The organism is Andreprevotia sp. IGB-42 (assembly GCF_009848685.1).
Taxonomy (GTDB): domain Bacteria; phylum Pseudomonadota; class Gammaproteobacteria; order Burkholderiales; family Chitinibacteraceae; genus Andreprevotia.
Window position 1 is genome coordinate 128521 of sequence record NZ_WXTX01000007.1, and the last position, 19187, is coordinate 147707.

General features: G+C 62.4%; 19 protein-coding genes and 4 tRNA genes. 16 read left to right on the forward strand and 7 right to left on the reverse strand.

Translation table 11 applies throughout. From position 1 onward, the window contains the following. Positions 1-24: 24 nt before the first annotated feature. Together pgeF and rluD are read right to left on the reverse strand one after the other, a co-directional pair. The gene (pgeF, locus tag IGB42_RS12360; protein ID WP_159672009.1) at positions 25-789 is read right to left on the reverse strand and encodes a peptidoglycan editing factor PgeF; all 765 of its coding nucleotides are present in this window, start codon (positions 787-789) and stop codon (positions 25-27) included. Continuing rightward, complete coding sequence (gene rluD, locus IGB42_RS12365; RefSeq protein WP_159672011.1) at positions 776-1828, reverse strand: 23S rRNA pseudouridine(1911/1915/1917) synthase RluD; 1053 nt, start codon at positions 1826-1828, stop codon at positions 776-778. The genes pgeF and rluD overlap by 14 nt, the downstream gene beginning before the upstream one ends. Between rluD and IGB42_RS12370 the strand changes: the two genes are divergently transcribed. From IGB42_RS12370 to IGB42_RS12390, 5 genes are all read left to right on the forward strand, one after another. Then, a complete protein-coding gene (locus IGB42_RS12370) occupies positions 1827-2627 on the forward strand; it encodes an outer membrane protein assembly factor BamD (RefSeq protein ID WP_159672013.1) in 801 nt (266 codons plus the stop codon). The two genes, rluD and IGB42_RS12370, sit on opposite strands and share 2 nt — an antisense overlap. Positions 2628-2712: 85 nt before the next feature. After that, positions 2713-2788 (forward strand) — tRNA-Ala (locus IGB42_RS12375). Positions 2789-2839: 51 nt separating this feature from the next. Beyond that, positions 2840-2915 (forward strand) — tRNA-Glu (locus tag IGB42_RS12380). A 24-nt stretch (positions 2916-2939) separates the two neighbouring features. After that, a tRNA-Arg gene (locus tag IGB42_RS12385) sits at positions 2940-3016 on the forward strand. A gap of 22 nt (positions 3017-3038) precedes the next feature. Continuing rightward, positions 3039-3114 (forward strand) — tRNA-Glu (locus IGB42_RS12390). Between the two features lie 258 nt (positions 3115-3372). On the opposite strand, the gene IGB42_RS12395 is transcribed toward IGB42_RS12390, so the two are convergent. Further along, complete coding sequence (locus tag IGB42_RS12395; protein ID WP_159672015.1) at positions 3373-3996, reverse strand: TetR/AcrR family transcriptional regulator; 624 nt, start codon at positions 3994-3996, stop codon at positions 3373-3375. Positions 3997-4250: 254 nt separating this feature from the next. Between IGB42_RS12395 and IGB42_RS12400 the strand changes: the two genes are divergently transcribed. From IGB42_RS12400 to IGB42_RS12435, 8 genes are read left to right on the forward strand one after another with little or no spacing between them, the layout of a single operon-like run. After that, positions 4251-5561 (forward strand): NAD(P)/FAD-dependent oxidoreductase, encoded by a 1311-nt coding sequence (locus tag IGB42_RS12400; protein ID WP_236822570.1) that lies wholly within the window; start codon positions 4251-4253, stop codon positions 5559-5561. Next, positions 5558-6343, forward strand: a complete 786-nt coding sequence (locus IGB42_RS12405; RefSeq protein ID WP_159672019.1) for a DUF1365 domain-containing protein — start codon at positions 5558-5560, stop codon at positions 6341-6343. Before IGB42_RS12400 ends, IGB42_RS12405 begins: the two co-directional genes overlap by 4 nt. After that, positions 6336-7547, forward strand: a complete 1212-nt coding sequence (locus IGB42_RS12410; protein ID WP_159672021.1) for a cyclopropane-fatty-acyl-phospholipid synthase family protein — start codon at positions 6336-6338, stop codon at positions 7545-7547. Before IGB42_RS12405 ends, IGB42_RS12410 begins: the two co-directional genes overlap by 8 nt. Next, positions 7544-8080 carry a chalcone isomerase family protein gene (locus tag IGB42_RS12415; protein ID WP_159672023.1) on the forward strand — a complete coding sequence of 179 codons (537 nt, stop codon included), beginning with the start codon at positions 7544-7546 and terminating at the stop codon, positions 8078-8080. The genes IGB42_RS12410 and IGB42_RS12415 overlap by 4 nt, the downstream gene beginning before the upstream one ends. Next, complete coding sequence (locus IGB42_RS12420) at positions 8077-9360, forward strand: MFS transporter (RefSeq protein WP_159672025.1); 1284 nt, start codon at positions 8077-8079, stop codon at positions 9358-9360. The genes IGB42_RS12415 and IGB42_RS12420 overlap by 4 nt, the downstream gene beginning before the upstream one ends. Continuing rightward, positions 9357-9881 carry a DUF3833 domain-containing protein gene (locus tag IGB42_RS12425; RefSeq protein WP_159672027.1) on the forward strand — a complete coding sequence of 175 codons (525 nt, stop codon included), beginning with the start codon at positions 9357-9359 and terminating at the stop codon, positions 9879-9881. Before IGB42_RS12420 ends, IGB42_RS12425 begins: the two co-directional genes overlap by 4 nt. An 8-nt stretch (positions 9882-9889) precedes the next feature. Beyond that, on the forward strand, positions 9890-10681 hold the full coding sequence (locus IGB42_RS12430) for an SDR family NAD(P)-dependent oxidoreductase (RefSeq protein ID WP_159672029.1): 792 nt from the start codon (positions 9890-9892) through the stop codon (positions 10679-10681). Beyond that, positions 10678-11097, forward strand: a complete 420-nt coding sequence (locus IGB42_RS12435; RefSeq protein WP_159672031.1) for a nuclear transport factor 2 family protein — start codon at positions 10678-10680, stop codon at positions 11095-11097. The genes IGB42_RS12430 and IGB42_RS12435 overlap by 4 nt, the downstream gene beginning before the upstream one ends. On the opposite strand, the gene IGB42_RS12440 is transcribed toward IGB42_RS12435, so the two are convergent. The 4 genes from IGB42_RS12440 to IGB42_RS12455 form a co-directional block, all read right to left on the reverse strand. After that, positions 11031-12524, reverse strand: coding sequence for a serine hydrolase (locus IGB42_RS12440; protein WP_159672033.1), 1494 nt, complete (start codon positions 12522-12524; stop codon positions 11031-11033). The two genes, IGB42_RS12435 and IGB42_RS12440, sit on opposite strands and share 67 nt — an antisense overlap. Before the next feature lie 87 nt (positions 12525-12611). Further along, positions 12612-13730, reverse strand: a complete 1119-nt coding sequence (locus IGB42_RS12445) for an NADH:flavin oxidoreductase/NADH oxidase (RefSeq protein ID WP_159672035.1) — start codon at positions 13728-13730, stop codon at positions 12612-12614. A 91-nt stretch (positions 13731-13821) separates the two neighbouring features. Next, positions 13822-14214 (reverse strand): nuclear transport factor 2 family protein, encoded by a 393-nt coding sequence (locus tag IGB42_RS12450; protein WP_159672039.1) that lies wholly within the window; start codon positions 14212-14214, stop codon positions 13822-13824. 74 nt (positions 14215-14288) lie between these two features. Next, entirely contained in the window at positions 14289-15026 is a 738-nt protein-coding gene (locus IGB42_RS12455; RefSeq protein ID WP_159672041.1) for a dienelactone hydrolase family protein, read from the reverse strand. A gap of 252 nt (positions 15027-15278) precedes the next feature. Here IGB42_RS12455 and IGB42_RS12460 point away from each other — a divergent pair, with 252 nt between their 5' ends. From IGB42_RS12460 to IGB42_RS12470, 3 genes are all read left to right on the forward strand, one after another. Then, a complete protein-coding gene (locus tag IGB42_RS12460; RefSeq protein ID WP_159672045.1) occupies positions 15279-16583 on the forward strand; it encodes a hemolysin family protein in 1305 nt (434 codons plus the stop codon). A 208-nt stretch (positions 16584-16791) separates the two neighbouring features. Then, positions 16792-18246 (forward strand): NADP-dependent succinate-semialdehyde dehydrogenase, encoded by a 1455-nt coding sequence (gabD, locus tag IGB42_RS12465; protein WP_159672047.1) that lies wholly within the window; start codon positions 16792-16794, stop codon positions 18244-18246. Positions 18247-18439: 193 nt separating this feature from the next. Beyond that, positions 18440-19171 carry a PadR family transcriptional regulator gene (locus tag IGB42_RS12470; RefSeq protein ID WP_159672049.1) on the forward strand — a complete coding sequence of 244 codons (732 nt, stop codon included), beginning with the start codon at positions 18440-18442 and terminating at the stop codon, positions 19169-19171. Positions 19172-19187: the final 16 nt, after the last annotated feature.

Here is a 19187-nt window from a genome sequence, read left to right on the forward strand (position 1 = left end):
CCCGCCAGCACCGGTGACTGGCGTTCAATCCTGCAGCCACACCAGGCTGGCCATGCGCCCGGTGATCCTGTCGCGACGGTAGGAGAAAAACCGCGCGCTATCGGTCACGGTGCAGAAATCGCCGCCATACACTGCGGTCAGCCCCTGGCTGGCCAGCCGTTGCCGCGCCAGCAGGTACATATCCGCAAGCCATTTTCCCGCTTGCGCGCCCGGCGTGAAGGCGCTGGCTGCAGCGGCATCGTGCGCCACGAAGGCTGCGCGTACTTCCTCGCCCACTTCGAATCTGGCCGGGCCGATGGCCGGCCCCAGCCAGGCCAGCAGATCGGTGCCGGGGATGCCCATGGCGGTGATGGTGGCTTCCAGCACGCCATCGCACAGTCCGCGCCAGCCAGCGTGTGCGGCAGCCACGACCGTGCCGGCACGATCGCAGAACAACACCGGCAGGCAATCGGCAGTCATGATCGCGCTGGCGATGTTGCCGCGCGAAATGCTTGCATCTGCTTCGCTGCCCTGTGCTGCGCTGGCGGTATCGGCCACCGTGGTGCCGTGTACCTGCGTGAGCCATAGTGGCGCTGCCGGCAGGTGCCGGCCAACCAGGGCGCGGTTGGCAGTAACCGCCGCGATGTCGTCGCCCACATGATCGCCCAGGTTCAGGCTGGCATACGGGGCGCTGCTGACGCCGCCGTTGCGCGTGGTGACGAGTGCGCGCACCTGTGCCGGCGCCGGCCAGTCGGGAATGATCCAGTCCGTGCCGGTGTGATCCACTGGCCATGGCTCATTCGCGGACATAGATCACCTCGGTATCGCTGTCGTCGTCATCTTCCCATTCTTCTTCGTCCCAATCGTCGTCAAGGCCGGCTGCGGCGCGCATCACGTTGAGCAGGATTTCAAAGTCTTCCGGCAGCGGTGATTTCCAGGTCATGGTCTTGCCGGTGACCGGATGCTCCAGGCTGAGCTTCTTGGCATGTAGCGCCTGGCGCGCGAAGTCTTCCAGCGCCAGGTTCACTTCCGGCTCCTGCAGCTTGGCCCGCCCGCCGTAGACCGGATCGGCCGCCAGTGGATGATTGATGTGTCCCATGTGCACGCGGATCTGGTGCGTGCGGCCGGTTTCCAGCTTGCATTCCACCAGTGTGTGGCCGGACAGGTGCTCCAGCACGCGGTAATGCGTGACCGCTGGCTTGCCGCTGCCGACCACCGCCATCTTGATCCGCTCCTTGGGGTGGCGGCCGATCGGGGCATCCACCTTGCCATCGCGGCGCACCTCGCCCTGCACGATGGCAAAGTAATGGCGTTTGACGGTACGCGCCTGCAGTTGCTGCACCAGCAGGTTTTGTGCGGTCAGCGTGCGCGCCACCACCATCAGACCGCTGGTGTCCTTGTCCAGCCGATGCACGATACCGGCGCGCGGCACGCCCTTCAGTTCCGGATATGCGTGCAGCAGGCCGTTGAGCAGCGTGCCGGACCAGTTGCCACTGCCCGGGTGCACCACCAGACCCGCCGGTTTGTTGATCACGATCACCGCATCGTCGGCATAAATTACGTCCAGCGGGATATCTTCCGGCTGGAAGGCTACTTCTTCCGGGTTGGGCTGAATGTCCACACTGACGGTCTCGCCCCCCCACAGTTTATCCTTGGGATTGGCGGGTTTGCCGTCTATGGTGACCTTTTCATCCTTGATCCAGGTGCTCAGGCGGCTGCGTGAATAATCGGGCAGCAGGCTTGCCAGCGCCGCATCCAACCGTTGCCCTGCACAACTGGCAGGAATGGTCAGGATACGCGGCTCGGCGAAGTCGCTATAATCGTCGGGTTCAAAATCGGAATGCATCATGAAGCAGATTCTACCGCGATTCTTCCTGGCCTCCGTGGCTGCCGTGCTGGTTGCCGGTTGCGCGTCCGAGCCCAAGGATAAGGACGAAACCAAAGGCTGGCCGGCCGAGAAGTTGTTCTCCGAGGCCAAAGCCGAGCAGGCGGCCAAGAGCTATACCAAGTCGATCGAGCTGTTTGAAAAGCTGGAGGCGCGCTTTCCCTACGGCAAGTATGCCCAGCAGGCCCAGCTGGAAATCGCCTACGATCAGTACAAGGATCAGGAGCCGTTGCTGGCTCAGGCAGCGATAGACCGGTTCATCAAGACCAATCCTGCCCACCCCAGCATGGATTACGCGCTGTACCTGAAAGGCTTGGTGAGTTTCAACGAGGTGCAGGGTTTTGGTTCGGCGATGTTCAAGCAGGACATGTCCGAGCGTGACCCGAAAGCGGCACGTGAATCGTTCGAAGCATTCCGCCAGCTGGTGAACCGCTACCCGGACAGCAAGTACACGGGTGACGCTACTGCGCGCATGGATTACCTGATCGGTGCACTGGCCAGTTATGAACTGCACGTGTCCAAGTATTACTACAAACGTGGTGCTTACCTGGCTGCCGCCAACCGTGGCAAGCTGCTGATCGAGACCTACCCCAAGACCAGACAGGTTGAGGGCGGGCTGGGCATGATGGTGATTTCCTACGATAAACTGGGCCTGAACGATCTGCGTGACGATGCAAAACGCGTTTTGCTGCAAAATTATCCAAAAACCGTCGTGCTTGATCCGGCGTTCCTGGATGGTGATCCGTGGTGGCGTCCGTGGTAAGTCTTTGATTTGTAATATGGGCAACAAAAAGTTTCACAAAGTGCTTTACAAGGTTCTGATCGCCATCTATAGTGGCGATCTCTTCGGGGGTATAGCTCAGTTGGGAGAGCGCTTGCATGGCATGCAAGAGGTCATCGGTTCGATCCCGTTTACCTCCACCAAAGATTCAAAGTCGGCACCCAACAGCCGGCATGTTGTAAAAGTTGTTTGCTGTCCCCATCGTCTAGAGGCCTAGGACACCACCCTTTCACGGTGACTACCGGGGTTCGAATCCCCGTGGGGACGCCACCAGGCAGTAAAAGAAGTAACTGTGCACCCGTAGCTCAGTTGGATAGAGTATCTGGCTACGAACCAGAGGGTCGGGCGTTCGAATCGCTCCGGGTGCACCATTTGCTTTTTAGTTTTTCCAGGGTCCCCATCGTCTAGAGGCCTAGGACACCACCCTTTCACGGTGACTACCGGGGTTCGAATCCCCGTGGGGACGCCACCATATCCTGGTGGCAAGCCAGACCGGCAACAGCGGTTGGCACTGCAAGAACGCAATACCAAGGTAACACCTGATTCCGGCTTGACGATCACTCGTCAGGCCGTTTTCATTTCTGGCGTTACCCCTAGCGCCTGCATTCTGCTTGTGCCTGCCTGCTTCTCGTTTTTTCTTCCAGCCCGTATCCGCGAACATCGTTTTGCGTGGCGCAGCAGGGCCGTTCGGCCAGCTGCCGTGCCACATCCTCGCCTGCCGATGCCCTTACCGTGATGGACTGTTGCGGCCTATGCCATCAAAACACACGCCCAGCATGTGCGCGATGATCGCCTCGGTATCCATCTTGCTGTACAGCCGCAGATATTCCACCGCCGGATCACACGTGCGGGCGTAGTAGCTGAACAGGATCACGTCGTCCGGCAGATCGCTGCGTAGCTCGCCCGCTTTTTTGCCTGCCTGCACGATTTTTTCCAGCTGGCCATTGAGCTTGAGCACCTTGGTCACGTAACGCAGGTTGCGCGTGAGCATGTCCCGCACCTGCGGGCTGGCGGAGGGCAGGAAAGGCAGGCCGCCATCCAGCCGCACGCGCATCGCCCATTCCAGCAGGCCACTCAAGCGGCCAACGGGGCTGTCTGCCGTGTTTTGCCGGGCAAGAAAATCCAGTGCGCCATCCAGCAGGCGAATCATCGCCTCGCCCACCAGATCTTCCTTGGATTTGAAGTGCTTGTAGAGGCTGGGTTTGGACAGCCCGACCTCAAGCGCGACGTCATCCATGGTCATCAGGTCAAAGCCCTTGCCGGCGAGGATGCGCGTGGCGGCGTCGAGGATTGCATCCTCGCGCAGCTTGAATGCCTGATCCTTGAAGCTGAGTTTGCTTAAAATACTCATTGGTAATTTTGTTTACTGTATGGTAGATTTTTTAACATGATGGTACCAAAACGATCTTAGCACCATTTGAACCTGGCGGGTGCAGTAGCCCCTGCGAAGCCGGGCCAGACCAGCAGGCGGTATGACCGGCGGTACATCCAGCCACTGCCTTGCTGCGTATGTGTGACGGTAGGCATCCAGAACGAAATGCGTGGCGTAGCAGGGCAAATGGCAGGTGCCTTGCTGTTGGCGGCAGGCTTGATGAGGAAACGACGTTGACCGACGCAGTACACGACAGCACCACAGCAAGACAGCCGCCGGGCCAGCGTATCGCCGTGATCGGCGCGGGAATTGCCGGCCTTGCCAGCGCCTATCTGCTCAATCGTCGTCATGCCGTCACCCTGTTTGAAAATGCCGCTTACCTGGGTGGGCACACCAATACCGTGGATGTGACCCTTGATGGCCAGACCGGCCCGGTGGATACCGGCTTCCTGGTATTCAATGACCGTACCTATCCCAATCTGATTGCGTTGTTCGATGAGCTGGGCGTTGCCTCGCACGCCAGCGACATGTCGTTCGGCGTCACGCTCGACAACGGCCGCTTTGAATGGGCCGGTACCAATATCGATACGGTGTTTGCCCAGCGCAGCAATCTGCTGTCGCCACGTTTCATCGGCATGCTGCGCGATATCCTGTGCTTCAACGCCGCAGCACAGGTCAACCTGGCTGCTGCCGAAGCATCGGGCAACACGCTGGGGCAGTTGCTTGATGCCGGCAATTACTCGCAGGCGTTCCGCGAGGGTTATCTGTTGCCCATGGCCGCGGCCATATGGTCCAGCGCGCCGGGCGATATCCTGCGGTTTCCCGCGGCCACCTTCCTGCGCTTTTGCCTGAACCATGCGCTGTTGCAAGTGAATAACCGCCCGCAATGGCGTTCAGTGGTGGGTGGCGGGCGCGAATACGTGCGCCGCATTGCTGCCACCTTGCCCGATATCCGCCTGCAGGCTGGTGTGGCTGCGGTAGCACGCGATGTGGATGGCGTGGTGGTGCACAGTACCAATGGCGCGGAGCGCTTCGATGCCGTGGTGTTCGCCACCCATGCCCCTACCACGCTGGCGTTGCTGCAGGATGCCGACGAACGTGAAGCCAATATGCTGGGCGCGGTGCGCTATCAGCCCAATACTGCGGTGCTGCATGCGGATACCCGTTTTCTGCCGCGCCGCCGCAAGGTCTGGTCGGCGTGGAATTACCTTGGCGGTGCGGTGATCGATGGTCAGAGGCCAGTTTGTGTGAGTTACCTGATCAACGCGCTGCAGCAACTGCCGTTCACATCCCCGGTGATCGTCACGCTCAATCCATACAGCGAGCCTGATCCGGCGCGCGTGTTTGCACGCTTCAATTACGAGCACCCGCTGCTTGATCACGCGGCAATCGCTGCACAGCAACAGTTGCCAGCACTGCAGGGGCGCAACCGGGCGTGGTTTGCGGGTGCGTGGACCGGCTACGGCTTCCATGAAGATGGCCTGAAATCGGCACTGCGGGTGGCTGCGGATTTCGACGTGTTGCCGGCGTGGGCACGGTCATGAGTGCCGCTGAACTGATCATCGGGCAGGTGATGCACGAGCGCCTGCGCCCGGTGCGCAATCACTTCGTTTACCCGGTGTTCTATCTGCGGGTGGACCTGGCGCGGCTGGCCGAACTGAACAACCGCTGGTTCGGCGTGGACCACTGGCGCCCGCTGGGCATACGCACCGCCGATTATGGCCCGCGTGACGGTTCGGACCTGCAGGCGTGGATGCGTGCCGTATTGCGCGATGCGGGCCTGCCCAGCGATGGCTGCATCCAGCTGCAGACCTTCCCACGCCTGTTCGGATATGCCTTCAACCCGGTCAGTTTCTGGTATTGCCACGATCACGAAGATCGGCTGCGTGCAGTGCTGGCTGAAGTGAGCAACACCTTTGGCGAGCGGCACAGCTATCTGCTTTGCGCGGGTGATGGCGGGCAGATCGACGCCGACAGCCTGCTGGTCTGCCGCAAGGTGTTTCACGTCTCGCCCTTCTGCAAGGTGGAAGGGGAGTATCGGTTCCGTTTTCGCGATAGCGGCGCGCTGCGCTTCGTATCCATCGATTACCACGATGCCGACGGGGTGTTGTTGCATACGGCGATTGGCGGACGCAGCGCGCCTTTCACCACCGACAACCTGCGCCGTGTGTTGTGGCGCCAACCTTTGCTGATATTGGGCGTGGTTGCCCGCATCCATTGGCAGGCATTCCGGCTCTGGCGCAACAAAGTGCCGTTCCACAGCAAACCCGAACCGCCGGCACACGCGCTCAGCTGCAGCGCAATGCAGGAGAAACCCCATGAGTAATACGCAAACCCTGTCTGGCTTGTCGGCCGGCATTCCTGCTGCGGCAAAAATCTTCCTGGCCATGTTGGCACGCCTGAACCATGGTCATCTGCAGGTGGTAACGCCCGCTGGCGACCGGTTGCTGTTCGGTGATCTGCGCATGCCGCCGGGTGCGGAGCTGCATATCCGTGACTGGCGCGCGTGCGCGCGCATCCTGCAGGCGGGCGATATCGGCTTTGCCGACGCCTATCGTGCTGGCTGGTTGGATACGCCAGACCTGACCGCGCTGTTACGTCTGGCGCTACAGAACGAAGCCGCGCTGGAGCGCTTTGTCTTCGGCGGCAAGCTATCCACCCTGTTCCACCGCATCAAGCACTGGCTGAACGCCAATAGCCGGCGCGGCAGTCAGCGCAATATCCACGCGCATTACGATATCGGCAACGATTTTTACCGGCTGTGGCTGGACGAGAGCTGGAGCTACTCCAGCGCCTGGTTCAACGGCGATACCAGCCAGCCATTGGCGCATGCCCAGGCGGCCAAGTACCAGCGCATCATCGACGTGCTGGGCCTGCAGGCGGGCATGAAGGTCCTGGAAATCGGTTGTGGCTGGGGTGGGTTTGCACTGCATGCTGCACGGCAGGGTATCCATGTGCATGGCATTACCATTTCGCCCGCGCAACTGGCAGTGGCGCAGGGCCGGGTGGCAGAGGCGGGCCTCAGGCATCTGGCCCGGCTGGAATTGCGGGATTACCGCGATCTGTCCAGCCAGTACGATGCCATCGTGTCGATCGAGATGTTCGAGGCGGTGGGAGAGCGCTACTGGGCCGGCTACTTTGATGTGCTGCGGCAAAGCCTGCAGCCGGGTGGCCGGGCGCTGGTGCAGTCGATCACCATTGCAGATGACCGTTTCGAACGCTATCGCAGCGGCAGTGATTTCATCCAGCAGTTCATTTTTCCGGGCGGCATGCTGCCCAGCCCCACGCGCTTCAGTGCCGTTGCCGCACAGCGTGGCATGGCCACCCGGCAAGTACACGCGTTTGGCGCCGATTACGCAGAAACATTGCGCCGCTGGCGGCGTGATTTCGAAGCCGCGCGCGAGCAGGTGCAGGCGCAGGGCTTCGACGAAGCCTTCATGCGGATCTGGCGGCTGTACCTGGCGTATTGTGAAGCGGGCTTCGAGGAAAGCCGTACCGATGTGGTGCAATTCCTGTTGCAGCGCGAATGAATACCGCCAGGCGCTACCGTGCTGTTTTGCTGGGTGTGCTGTTGCTATGCAGCCCCATAGCGGACGCCGCAGGCTGGCAGAGTGTATTGCCATCGCCCCGGCTGGTGGGGCAGGGTGATTTCCGCTATTTCGGTTTCCGCATCTATACCGCGCGGTTGTGGGTAAGCGAGGGCGCCAGTGCCGATGGCAGTGCGCCGTATGCGCTGGAGCTGACCTATCACCGCAATATTTCCCGCACGCAGTTTGTCGAGCGCAGCATTGACGAGATCCGGCGTATCTTCGGGCGCCAGGTCAGTGATGCGCAGCTGGCACGCTGGCAAGGCTATATGCAGCAGGCGTTTACCGATGTGCAGCCCGGTGCGCAACTGACCGGGGTTTACCTGCCCGGCAAGGGCTGCCAGTTTTACAGCCGCGACAAGCAGCTGGCTGACATTGCGGACCCCGAGTTTGCCCATGCCTTCTTTGCCATCTGGCTGAACGAGAAAACCCGCGACAGTGATTTGCGCCGGCAATTGCTGGCAGGTGCCCGATGACCGCTGCCGTGCATGGTGCACTCCCGGCACATTCTCTGTTTGCATACGGCCTGTTGGGCTTGCCGCTGGCTATGGCTGCGCTGCCGGTCTATGTACAGGCACCCGCCTATTACGCACAGCAACTGGGCATGGCACTGGGAACGACCGGGTTGGTGCTGTTTCTGGCCCGCTTGGTGGATACCGCGCAAGACCCATGGCTGGGCAGGCTGATCGATCGCGCCGCCAGTGCCGGCAGGCTGGCACCGCTGCTGGCTGCTGCAGCGGGCGTGCTGGCTTTGGCTTTTGCTGGTCTGTGGTTGCCGCCGGTACGCGGGGGCGCACTGGTGTGGTGGCTGGCGGCGATGCTGATCATTGCGTATACCGCGCACAGCGTACTCAATATCGCTTACCTCGCCTGGGGTGCGCGGCTATCCGGGCAGGTGGATACGCTTGCCCGTGCGGCGGCGTGGCGCGAAGGCGCTGGGCTTGCCGGTGTGGTCTTGGCCAGTGTATTGCCGGTATGGCTGATGCACGCTTCGCAGTCGGGCGCTGCTGGTGGCATGGCGGTATACGCAGCCGTTTTTGCCGTGATGCTCGCAGTTGGTGTGTGCTTATTGCTGGCCGCCGCACCGCCATGGCTGCGGGCCAGAACTGCGCAGCCACCTGCCTGGCGCAGTGCATTGGGCAATGCGGCATTCCGCCGGCTGTTGCTGCCTTACTTCCTGAACGCGGTATCGGTAGCCATTCCTGCCACGCTGGCCATGTTCTTCATTGCCGACCGGATCGGCAAACCGGCATGGGCTGGTGTTTTCTTGGGGGCGTATTTCATTGCTGGCGCGGCGGGCTTGCCGCTGTGGGCGCGGCTTGCTGCCCGCAGCGGTACCGCCGGCGCGTGGCGGGCCGGCATGCTGCTGGCGGTGCTGGCGTTTGCATGGGCCGGCTTGCTGGGGCCAGGTGACCATTGGCCCTATCTGGTGGTGTGTGTGCTGGCCGGTCTTGCGCTGGGTGCAGACCTGACCCTGCCGCCGGTGTTGCTGGCGCAGCTGATTCCGCCTCATGAACAACCTGCCAGTTACTACGGCGTATGGACGCTGCTGGGCAAGCTTGCGCTGGCGCTATCGGGGCTGATGTTGCCGCTGCTGGCATGGCTGGGTTACCAGCCAAGCCAGCAGGTGGAGGTGGGGAACCGGGCTGGCTGGGCGCTGGCGCTCAGCTATGCGGTGTTGCCGTGTGTGATCAAGTTGCTGGCTTTGCTGGCGCTGTCGCGCCTCGTGATTGCCGCAAAGGAGAAACAAGCATGAAACGTGGATTGATCGTGTTGTGTTGCAGTGCCTTGCTGGCCTGCGCCAGTCCGGACGTTGCGTTGTACCGCGACCAGAAACCGGTGCTGGACCCGGTACACTATTTCAGTGGCAAGACCGAGGCGTGGGGCATGTTCCAGAAACGCGGGGGCGAGGTGGTCAAGCGCTTTCACGTGGAGATTGCCGGCAGGGTGGAAGGCAAGGCCCTGATCCTGGACGAGCATTTCAGTTACAGCGATGGCACCACCCAGCAGCGTACCTGGACCTTGCTCAAACAGGCCGATGGCCGATGGCATGGGACTGCGGGTGATGTGGTGGGGGAGGCCATCGGTGAAGTGGCCGGCAATGCGCTGCACTGGCAGTACACGCTGCGTTTGCCGGTGGATGGCCGCGAATACGACATGCACATGGATGACTGGATGTACCAGATGGACGACCACACGCTGATCAACCGCACCACGATGAGCAAGCTGGGCATCGAGGTGGGCCAGATCACGCTGTTCTTCCGCAAGCTGCAGTGAGGCCAGCCATGTTCAATCTGCTCAAGCCGCTGAACCCCACCTGGCCGGATTGGCGTGACCGTCGCATCTGGCTGGTGGGGGCATCCAGCGGCATCGGCGCTGCATTGGCAAAGGCGCTGGTGGTGCACGGTGCACGCGTGGCCATTTCTGCCCGCAACCAGTTACAGCTGGCGCAGATTGCCGCTGGCCACCCGCAGGTGACGGTGCTGCCCATGGATGCCACCGACCCGGCTGCGTGGGCAAACGCACATGCAACTTTGCAAGCCGGCTGGGGCGGTTTGGATCTGGTGGTGTTCTGCGCCGCAGAATACCGGCCCGAGCGCGCGTGGGAAATCGAAGCCGGCCAGGTGCGGCACACACTGGATGTCAACATCGCCAGCGTGTATTACGGGCTGGAAGCCATCCTGCCCACGCTGATCGCGCAGCACCATGGCAATGTGGCGCTGATTGCCAGCGTGGCCGGCTATATGGGGCTGCCCACGGCTACCGTATACGGGCCATCCAAAGCGGCATTGATCAACCTGGCCGAGTTGCTGTATTGCGACCTGAAACCCAAGGGCATCGGCGTTTACCTGATCAACCCCGGCTTTGTAAAAACCCGGCTCACTGCGCGCAATGCATTTGCAATGCCGGCCTTGCAAACAGCGGATGAGGCGGCGGCGGCCATCCTGGCCGGCATTGCCCGGGGGCGCTTCGAGGTCGATTTTCCACGGCGCTTTACCCGGATATTGCAGCTGGTACGCTTGCTGCCTTACCGCTGGCGTTTTTCCTTGATCAACCGCGCACTCGGACTGTCATGAACAAGCTGGATGAACTGCTCGACTGGTACGGTACGCTCAGCCCGCCCACGCTGGATCGTGTGACGGCATTTTATGCCAGCCATGCCCGCTTCAAGGATCCGTTCAACGATGTGAGCGGCCACGCTGCCATCCGCCGGCTGTTCGAGCACATGTTCGAAACCACGCAAAACCCGCGCTTTGTCATCGTTGACCGGATTGTGCAGGGCCAGCAGGCGTTTGTGACGTGGCAATTCCACTTTGGCCTGCAAGGGCGTGATTACACCGTGCTAGGTGGCTCACACTTGCGCTTCGATGCGGATGGGCTGGTCATCGAGCACCGTGATTACTGGGATGCCGCTGAAGAACTGTTTCAGAAGCTGCCGGTGATCGGAAGCCTGATCGGCTGGTTGCGCCGCCGGTTTGCCGTGCCGGCCTGATCGCCTCCGGAACGGTATCGGCGCAGCAACACCAGTAACAGCAGCAAGCCCGCCAGCGCTGCGTTGCCTGCCAGCAGCAGCCCGGCATCCGGCGTGGTGGCGATGACGGCGCGGATGTTGGCGTGATAAACCGTCGGCACATACAGCAACAGTACGGTTGTGACCGCCAGTAGCAGCAGTGCGCTGACCAGCGCCAGGATGGGCCGATGCGCTTTGCCCGCCAGCAGGCGATAGCCGTGCCAGGCAATCAGAGTAGCCAGCAATGCGGTAATGCCGAGCAGCGCTGCCAGCGGCAGCAGTATGCCCGGCAATACCTGCATGGGCTCACCGGCCTGACCGTGGATGATGTCGACCAGTTGGTTGCCCAAGGTGGGCAATTGCGGGCCGCTGAAGAAGCTGTTGGCGTTCACCAGCAGCACCATGCCCCATCCTTCCCGTGGCGAGATCGCCATATAACTGTGGTAGTCGGCGGTATCACCCCCGTGGCTGAACACCGCCGGGTTGGCCGCTTCATACATCCAGCCCATTGCATACATGGTATCGGTGCCGGCGGCCACACCGTCGCGGTGTAGCGTATCGATGCCCGCTGCGGAGAGTACGCGCGTACCTTGCAGTTCGCCGCCATTGAGTTGCGCCTGCAGATAGCGCCCCATGTCCGCGGCGCTGGCGTACAGGTAGCCGGCCGGCACGTTGCTATCCGGCCGCGGTACATCGTCTGTGGCAACGGCTTGCCCAAACCAGTAGCGGTGGCCGGTGGCAAGCGCACGTTGCCGCGCTTGCGCCGCATCCGCAGTGATTTGTGTCATCCGCAGTGGCGTGAAGATATGCTGCTGCACATACTGGCCGTAGGACTGGCCCGAGGCCCGCTCGATCAGCGCACCGAGGATCACGTAGTTGAGATTGGAATATTCATAATTGGCACCCGGCGCCTGCTGTTGCGGAATGTCGCCCAGTTGCGTGATGCGCTCCGCAATGCGGGTGTGCGTGGCCATGCCGAAGTCACGATTGCCGTCTGCGGTAGAAATGCCGCTCTGGTGGTTGAGCAGTTGCCGCACCGTGATCTGTGCCGACATGGCCGGATCTGCCAGCCGGAAATCGGGCAGGTAATGCACCACCGGCTCATCGAGCTTGATCTTGCCTGCTTCAACCAGCTGCATCACCGCCAGCGCGGTAAATGATTTGCTGACCGAGCCCAGTATGAACAGGCTGTCCGGCGTGACTGCTTGCCCGTCCGGCCCGCGCATGCCGAAGCCCTTGACCTGCAGCACCTGATCCCGGGTTACCACCACCAGTGCCGCGCCGGGTACGCCACCCCGGGCCAGCTGTGTTTCTACATAGCGGTTCAGCGCTGGCAGGGTCTGCGCCACATCCCTGGCAAAGCAGGGCAGGGCGAGCAGGCAGGCGAACAGGGCAAAGCGGATTTTCATGGCTTATGGCGTGGGTGGTGGTGGCAGGGAAGCGCGCGGCCCGCCATAGCGCCGGGGCCGCTTGCTGCGGGTTTGGTGTTTTGCGGATCAGTGCCCGCTGGCGGCATCACCAAACAGTTTGCCAAGGCCGCGTGGTTGCGAGCGCCAGTATTGCGGCGGTGCATCCACTTGTGCACCCAGCTCGGCCGCTGCATGCCACGGCCAGCGCGGGTTGTAGAGCATGCCGCGCGCCAGTGCCACCAGGTCTGCTTGACCATCCCGCACGATGGCTTCTGCGTGCGCGGCTTCGGTGATCAGCCCCACCGCAATGACGGGGATGGTAGTTATGCTGCGGATGCGTTCGGCAAACGGCACCTGGTACCCGGCGCCGAGCTGGATCTGCTGGCGTTGCGAGATTCCCCCGCTGGAAACGTGGATGAACGCGCAATCGCGTGTCTGCAATGCCTGCACGAAGGCGATGCTTTGCTCGATCTCCCAGCCGCCTTCCACCCAATCGGTCGCGGAAATGCGGATGCCCACGGGCATGGAGGAGGGCACGGCCGCACGTATCGCATCGAATACCGCCAGCGGAAAGCGCATGCGGTTTTCCAGCGTGCCGCCATATTGATCGCTGCGCTGGTTGGCCAATGGGGACAGAAACTGATGCAGCAGATAGCCATGCGCCGCGTGCAGCTCGATCGCATCGATACCCAGCCGCTGAGCGCGCTGCGCCGCCGCCACGAAGGCATCGCGCACGCGCGCCAGGCCAGCATCATCCAGCGCCAGCGGCGCATCGTCGGCATCGTTGTGCGGCAGCGATGACGGCGCCACGGTTTGCCAGCCACCTTGCTGGCGGGGCAGCTGTTTGCCGCCTGCCCACGGCACCGCCACCGATGCCTTGCGCCCGGCATGCGCAAGCTGGATGGCAATCGGCATGGCGGAATGCTGGCGTACCGCTCCCAGCACCCGGCCCAGCGCCGCTTCGTTCTCTTCCGACCACAAGCCGAGGTCTGCCGGACTGATGCGGCCAGCAGGTTCCACCGCCGTGGCTTCGATGGTGAGCAAACCCGCGCCGGAGATTGCCAGCTGCCCCAGATGCAGCAGATGCCAGTCGGTGGCGCAGCCGTCCTCGGCCGAGTACTGGCACATGGGGGCGATGACGATGCGGTTTTTCAGCTGCAGCGCGCCCAGCGCGCAGGAGGTGAAGAGTTGACTGGCCTGGCTCATATCGGTCTCGGTTGCATTGCTTGGGTTATAAGGTGCGAATCACGGCAGGCAAGTTCTGGCCTGCAGCGGGTATTGGCTGCTGCAGCGTGCATCAAGCACCGTGCGGCATCGAAATATGCTGATGGGTGATCCGCCACTGCCCGTCGTGCTGCTCCAGGCAGAACGTGGCACGTACCCAGTCTTCAAACGTGTTGCCGCCCTGCAGTGTGCCGCCGCAGTGGATCAGCCCGTAGGCAAATGCCACCTGTTCCCCGGCATGGATGCGCAGGCCCTGCACCTCGAACCGCAGCTCGCCTTGCGTCTGCGGTTGCCAGTCATCCCAGCTTTGCCGGTAGGCGGCCGTGCCGATGTATTGCACCGGCGGCAGCACGTCGTAGATGACGGCATCGGCAGCGTGGCCGTCGAGCACGCGGTCCAGCGCACCACTACGGGTATTTTCGGCCCACTGCTCGATCAGCGTGCGGATTGCGGTTTCGTCTTTCATTGGTGCGGCCTTTGAGGTGCCAGATTCAGGCAACGCCTTGCTGCATGGATGCAGGCGTTGCCCTTGTACGCAGCTCAGCGCAGCACGCGCCCGAACAGGCCCAGTGCCAGCGCGTAGCCGGTCAGCGCCAGCTGCGGATCGTAGCGTTCGCCTTCGTCGCGCATGAAGGCATGCTGGCCGTTGAATTCGTGCCAGGTGTAGTTGAGTTCGGCAGCGGCCAGCTTGCGGTAGACCTCGGCGCGGCCGGCGGCGGGGATGTGCGGATCCTGTTTGCCCCAGATCATCAATAGCTCGCCCTTGATGTTGTCCAGCCTGTCCATGCTGTGCTGGCCGGGGGCGTTGGGGATGGTGTGGTTGTGCAGGTCAGTGGCGTAGAAGCACGCGGTGGCCTTCACTTCCGGCTGCAGTGCGGCACGGAAGGCCAGGTGACCGCCGATGCAGAAGCCCATCGCACCGACCTGGCCGTTGCTCCATTGCTGCTGTGCGGCCCAGTCGATCATCGCGCGGTTGTCGCTGTCGTAATCGGTGGCCTGCTTGGCCGCCTTGTCGGCGTTGCCCTTGTCGCGGCCGGCGTTGTCGTAGGCCAGCACGGTGCCGATGGGGTTGAGCTCGTGGAACACCTCGGGCACCAGCACCGCATAGCCGTGGCCGGCCAGCAAGCGTGCTGCGCGCTCGATCGGGCCGGTTTGCTGGAAGATTTCCGAATAGAACAGGATGACCGGGTATCTGCCGCCATCGGCCGGGCGATGCACATAGGTACGCATGGTGCCGGTGGGCGTGGGCAGGTCGATATGCTGGCTTTGGACGATCATGGCAATTCCTCGAATCTGGGGTGGGTCGAGTTTAGCGGATCGCGTTTGGTCTTGCCGCATCCGACAGGCTGAGGCGGTACTTTTTGCTGCATTCGCGTCAGCCGTTTACAGGCAAATCATCATGTAATCAGCGCTCTGGCTACGTGTCGGACAGGTAGCCACGCTGTTTTGGGCGGGACGGAAGCCGCGCTTTGCGGCACAATGCGCAAGCGGGATACACCGCAAACACAGGGCGCCGCATCGGCGCACACCATGGGTAGTAATCTATTGCTGGTCGTTGGCGCACTTTTTCTGGTGCTGCTGAACGGCTTCTTCGTTGCCGCTGAGTTCGGTCTGGTCAAACTGCGGCAAACGCGTGTCAAGGCAATCGCCAAGCGCAACGGATGGCGCGGGCGCATGCTGATCAAGGTACACAGTGACCTTGATGCTTATCTCTCCGCCTGCCAGCTGGGCATCACGCTGGCCTCGCTGGGCCTGGGCTGGATCGGCGAACCGGCGTTTGCCGGCTTGCTGCGCCCGGTGCTGGAAGGTGTGGGCATCCACAAGCCGGAAATCGTGCACGGCATCTCGTTCTTCTTCGCGTTCTTCACCATCTCTTACCTGCATATCGTGGTGGGCGAGCTGGCTCCCAAGTCGATGGCGATCCGCATGTCGGAGAAAGTGGGCCTGTGGACGGCCGCGCCGCTGTATGCGTTCTACTGGGTAATGTATCCGGGCATCTGGGTGCTGAACCACAGCGCCAACCGCGTGCTGCGCGTGCTGGGGCTGGATGCCAGCCACGGCCACGAAGGCGATTACTCGCCGGAAGAACTCAAGCTGATCCTGCGTGGCTCGCAGGTATCGGAAGACTTCAGCGGTGAAGAATGGCGCGTGCTGGCGCAATCGCTGGATTTCCGCGATCTGGACGTGGGCGACCTGATGCGCCCGCTGCGCGAGATGGTGCCGTTGTCGGTTACCGATCCGGTGGACGTGAGCCTGGCGCGCATGGTGCAAACGCGCTACAGCCGTTACCCCTTGCTGGCCGAGGACGGCAGCGTGCTGGGCATGATCCACCTGAAAGACGTGTTCTTCGCCATGGAGCGCAATGCACTACCGGATGATCTGAAAGACCTGGCCCGCCCGGTGGAAGTGGTGTCGCCGGAAGAACCCGCACTGGCGCTGTTCCGCCGTTTCCGTACCGTGGCGCCGCACTTTGCCGTGGTGGCGGGGCCAGATGGCCAGCCGCAGGGCTTCATCACGCTGGATAACCTGCTGGCTGCGCTGGTGGGCGAAATCCGCGATGAATACCGGCAATCGCAAAACGAATGGTCACGGCTGGACGATGGCTCGCTGATCGGCAAGGGCAGCCTGCCCATCTTCACACTGGAGCGCGCCATCGGCATCGATATCGAGCACGACGATACCGCCGACAGCGTGGGTGGCCTGATCCTGGGCAAGCTGGGCGAGTTGCCGCATGAAGGCCAGCGCATCGAGTTCGACCAGTTCGATACCGTGGTCAAGAAAATGAACGGCCCGCGCATCGTGCTGGTGCGCGTCTACCCCAAGCAGGAAGGCTGACGTGGCGCTGCGCCGCCGCTGCCGCAGGGGCTTGCCGCGCAGCGCGGCGGCCCGGCTGGCGTTGCGGGTGAGTGCGGCGCAACGCCGTCGCTGTTTCCGCGCCGGCCAGTAACGCGCGCCAGCAGGCCGCGTTGCCGCCCGCCGCCATCCGGGCGGGAACGATCAGCGGCTGCGTGTGTTCAACAGGTATCAAGCCACGGAGAACGCCATGCTCGAATTGAATGATCCGCAACTGCTCAAGACCGCGTGTTACCTGGCTGGCGAATGGCAGCAGGCCGATAGCAGCAACACGCTGGACGTGAACAACCCCGCCACCGGGGAATGTATCGCCACCGTGCCGGCGATGGGCGCGGCCGAGGCTGCGCGTGCCATTGTTGCAGCCGATGCCGCATGGCCGGCCTGGCGTGCAAAGTCCGCCAAGGAACGCGCCACCATCCTGCGCCGCTGGTTCGAGCTGATGCTGGCCAACCTGGATGACCTGGCGCTGATCATGACCGCCGAGCAAGGCAAGCCGCTGGCCGAATCCCGTGGCGAAATCGCTTATGCGGCCAGCTTCATCGAATGGTTTGCAGAAGAAGGCAAGCGCATCGAGGGCGACGTGCTGCAGCACCCGCAGGCGGACAAACGCATCATGGTGATCAAGCAGCCGATCGGCGTATGCGCGGCGATCACGCCGTGGAATTTCCCGGCTGCGATGATCACGCGCAAGGCGGGCGCCGCGCTTGCCGCCGGCTGCACCATGGTGGTGAAGCCCGCCAGCCAGACGCCGCTGACTGCATTGGCGCTGGCCGAACTGGCCGGGCGTGCCGGCATCCCCGCCGGGGTGTTCAGCGTGCTGACCGGTAGCGCCAACGAGATCGGTACCGAGCTTGCCACCAACCCCACCGTGCGCAAATTGTCGTTCACCGGCAGCACCGCAGTGGGCGCCAAACTGATGGCGCAATGCGCGGGCACCATCAAGAAGGTATCGCTGGAGCTGGGCGGCAATGCGCCGTTCATCGTGTTCGACGATGCCGATCTGGATGCCGCCGTGGAGGGCGCCATGGCCTCCAAATACCGTAATACCGGGCAAACTTGCGTGTGCGCCAACCGCATCCTGGTGCAAGCGGGCATTTACGATGCGTTTGCCGGGCGGCTCACCGAGGCGGTGGCAAAGCTCAAGGTGGGCAACGGCATGGAAGCGGGCGTGAACCAGGGCCCGCTGATCAACCCGGCTGCGGTGGACAAGGTGGAAGCACACATCACCGATGCGCTGGGCAAGGGCGCGCGCATACTGATCGGCGGCAAGCGCCACGCATTGGGCCAGACCTTTTTCGAACCCACGCTGCTGGCCGACGTGACGCCGGACATGCTGGTGGCGCGCGAGGAAACCTTCGGTCCGCTGGCGCCGCTGTTCAAGTTCGATACCGAAGCCGAGGCCATCCACATGGCGAACGATACCGAATTCGGCCTGGCCAGTTACTTCTACAGCCGCGACCTGGGCCGTGTGTTCCGCGTGGCAGAGGCGCTGGAATACGGCATGGTGGGGATCAACGTCGGCGTGTTTTCCAACGAAGTGGGGCCGTTCGGCGGCATCAAGCAATCCGGCCATGGCCGCGAAGGCTCGAAATACGGGCTGGATGATTATCTGGAAATCAAATACCTGTGCATCGGTGGTGTATAGCCGCCAGTGTCATGTTTCGCAGATCGCTACAACGCCCGGCCTGCCCGGGCGTTTTGCCGTGTATTGCCTGCGCGTTGGCATTTGAAGGGGTGTTGCCGCGGGTGCGATGCTGATGAATGGCGCTTGACGTGATATCTTGCGATATATATCTTAAGATATGTTTTAAGATGTTTTCGCACACGAGGAGCTTGGCATGCGGGACGGAAAAGGCTTTTTCGGGCAGGACATGCTGGCAAGGCTGCGCCAGCGTATCGCAGCGCACCATGCTGCGCACGGGCACCACCACCACGGCTGGCATGGCCGGCATCACGCGCATGCGATGGGCGGCGGCGGGCGGCATCGCGGCCACGGTGGTAGTTTCTTCGGTGGCCCGGGTGGTTTCGATGGCGACAGCGGCGGCATGCCGCGTGGCCGCAAGTTCAGTTCGGAAGACTTGCAGTTGCTGTTGCTGGCTTTGCTGGCAGACCAGCCCGCGCATGGCTACGAATTGATCAAGGCACTGCAGACGCGCTCCAACGGTTTCTACAGCCCCAGCCCCGGCATGGTGTACCCGGCGCTCACCTATCTGGAAGAAATCGGCCATGCCACGGTGGAGGCCACTGGCAACCGCAAGTGCTACCAGCTGGCCGAGCCAGGCCGCGTGTATCTGGCCGCCAACCGCGAGCGGGTGGATTTCATGCTGGCCAAGCTGCTGCATATCGGCCGCAAGATGGATTCGGTACGCCGGGCATTTTCTGGCGAGGAGGAATCTGGCGATGACGCCGGCCCATGGCTGCCGGAACTGGCGAATGCGCGCCGCGCGCTCAAGCATGCATTGCTGATGCGTACTGATGCACCGGCTGAAGAGCAACGCCGCATTGCCGCCATCCTGGCCTGTGCCACGGCCGAGATCGAAGCGGGTGCCCCGCAGCGGCCGGCCGAGTGATCAACCCCCATACAGG

What these genes read in the sequence shown, in the direction of transcription:
- IGB42_RS12470 (WP_159672049.1), top strand. Translation starts at nt 18,440, where the DNA reads ATGCGGGACGGAAAAGGCTTTTTCGGGCAGGACATGCTGGCAAGGCTG.
- IGB42_RS12430 (WP_159672029.1), top strand. Translation starts at nt 9,890, where the DNA reads ATGTTCAATCTGCTCAAGCCGCTGAACCCCACCTGGCCGGATTGGCGT.
- IGB42_RS12370 (WP_159672013.1), top strand. Translation starts at nt 1,827, where the DNA reads ATGAAGCAGATTCTACCGCGATTCTTCCTGGCCTCCGTGGCTGCCGTG.
- IGB42_RS12425 (WP_159672027.1), top strand. Translation starts at nt 9,357, where the DNA reads ATGAAACGTGGATTGATCGTGTTGTGTTGCAGTGCCTTGCTGGCCTGC.
- IGB42_RS12405 (WP_159672019.1), top strand. Translation starts at nt 5,558, where the DNA reads ATGAGTGCCGCTGAACTGATCATCGGGCAGGTGATGCACGAGCGCCTG.
- IGB42_RS12435 (WP_159672031.1), top strand. Translation starts at nt 10,678, where the DNA reads ATGAACAAGCTGGATGAACTGCTCGACTGGTACGGTACGCTCAGCCCG.
- IGB42_RS12460 (WP_159672045.1), top strand. Translation starts at nt 15,279, where the DNA reads ATGGGTAGTAATCTATTGCTGGTCGTTGGCGCACTTTTTCTGGTGCTG.
- IGB42_RS12445 (WP_159672035.1), bottom strand. Translation starts at nt 13,730, where the DNA reads ATGAGCCAGGCCAGTCAACTCTTCACCTCCTGCGCGCTGGGCGCGCTG.
- IGB42_RS12395 (WP_159672015.1), bottom strand. Translation starts at nt 3,996, where the DNA reads ATGAGTATTTTAAGCAAACTCAGCTTCAAGGATCAGGCATTCAAGCTG.
- IGB42_RS12455 (WP_159672041.1), bottom strand. Translation starts at nt 15,026, where the DNA reads ATGATCGTCCAAAGCCAGCATATCGACCTGCCCACGCCCACCGGCACC.
- IGB42_RS12410 (WP_159672021.1), top strand. Translation starts at nt 6,336, where the DNA reads ATGAGTAATACGCAAACCCTGTCTGGCTTGTCGGCCGGCATTCCTGCT.
- gabD (WP_159672047.1), top strand. Translation starts at nt 16,792, where the DNA reads ATGCTCGAATTGAATGATCCGCAACTGCTCAAGACCGCGTGTTACCTG.
- IGB42_RS12450 (WP_159672039.1), bottom strand. Translation starts at nt 14,214, where the DNA reads ATGAAAGACGAAACCGCAATCCGCACGCTGATCGAGCAGTGGGCCGAA.
- pgeF (WP_159672009.1), bottom strand. Translation starts at nt 789, where the DNA reads ATGTCCGCGAATGAGCCATGGCCAGTGGATCACACCGGCACGGACTGG.
- IGB42_RS12440 (WP_159672033.1), bottom strand. Translation starts at nt 12,524, where the DNA reads ATGAAAATCCGCTTTGCCCTGTTCGCCTGCCTGCTCGCCCTGCCCTGC.
- IGB42_RS12415 (WP_159672023.1), top strand. Translation starts at nt 7,544, where the DNA reads ATGAATACCGCCAGGCGCTACCGTGCTGTTTTGCTGGGTGTGCTGTTG.
- rluD (WP_159672011.1), bottom strand. Translation starts at nt 1,828, where the DNA reads ATGATGCATTCCGATTTTGAACCCGACGATTATAGCGACTTCGCCGAG.
- IGB42_RS12420 (WP_159672025.1), top strand. Translation starts at nt 8,077, where the DNA reads ATGACCGCTGCCGTGCATGGTGCACTCCCGGCACATTCTCTGTTTGCA.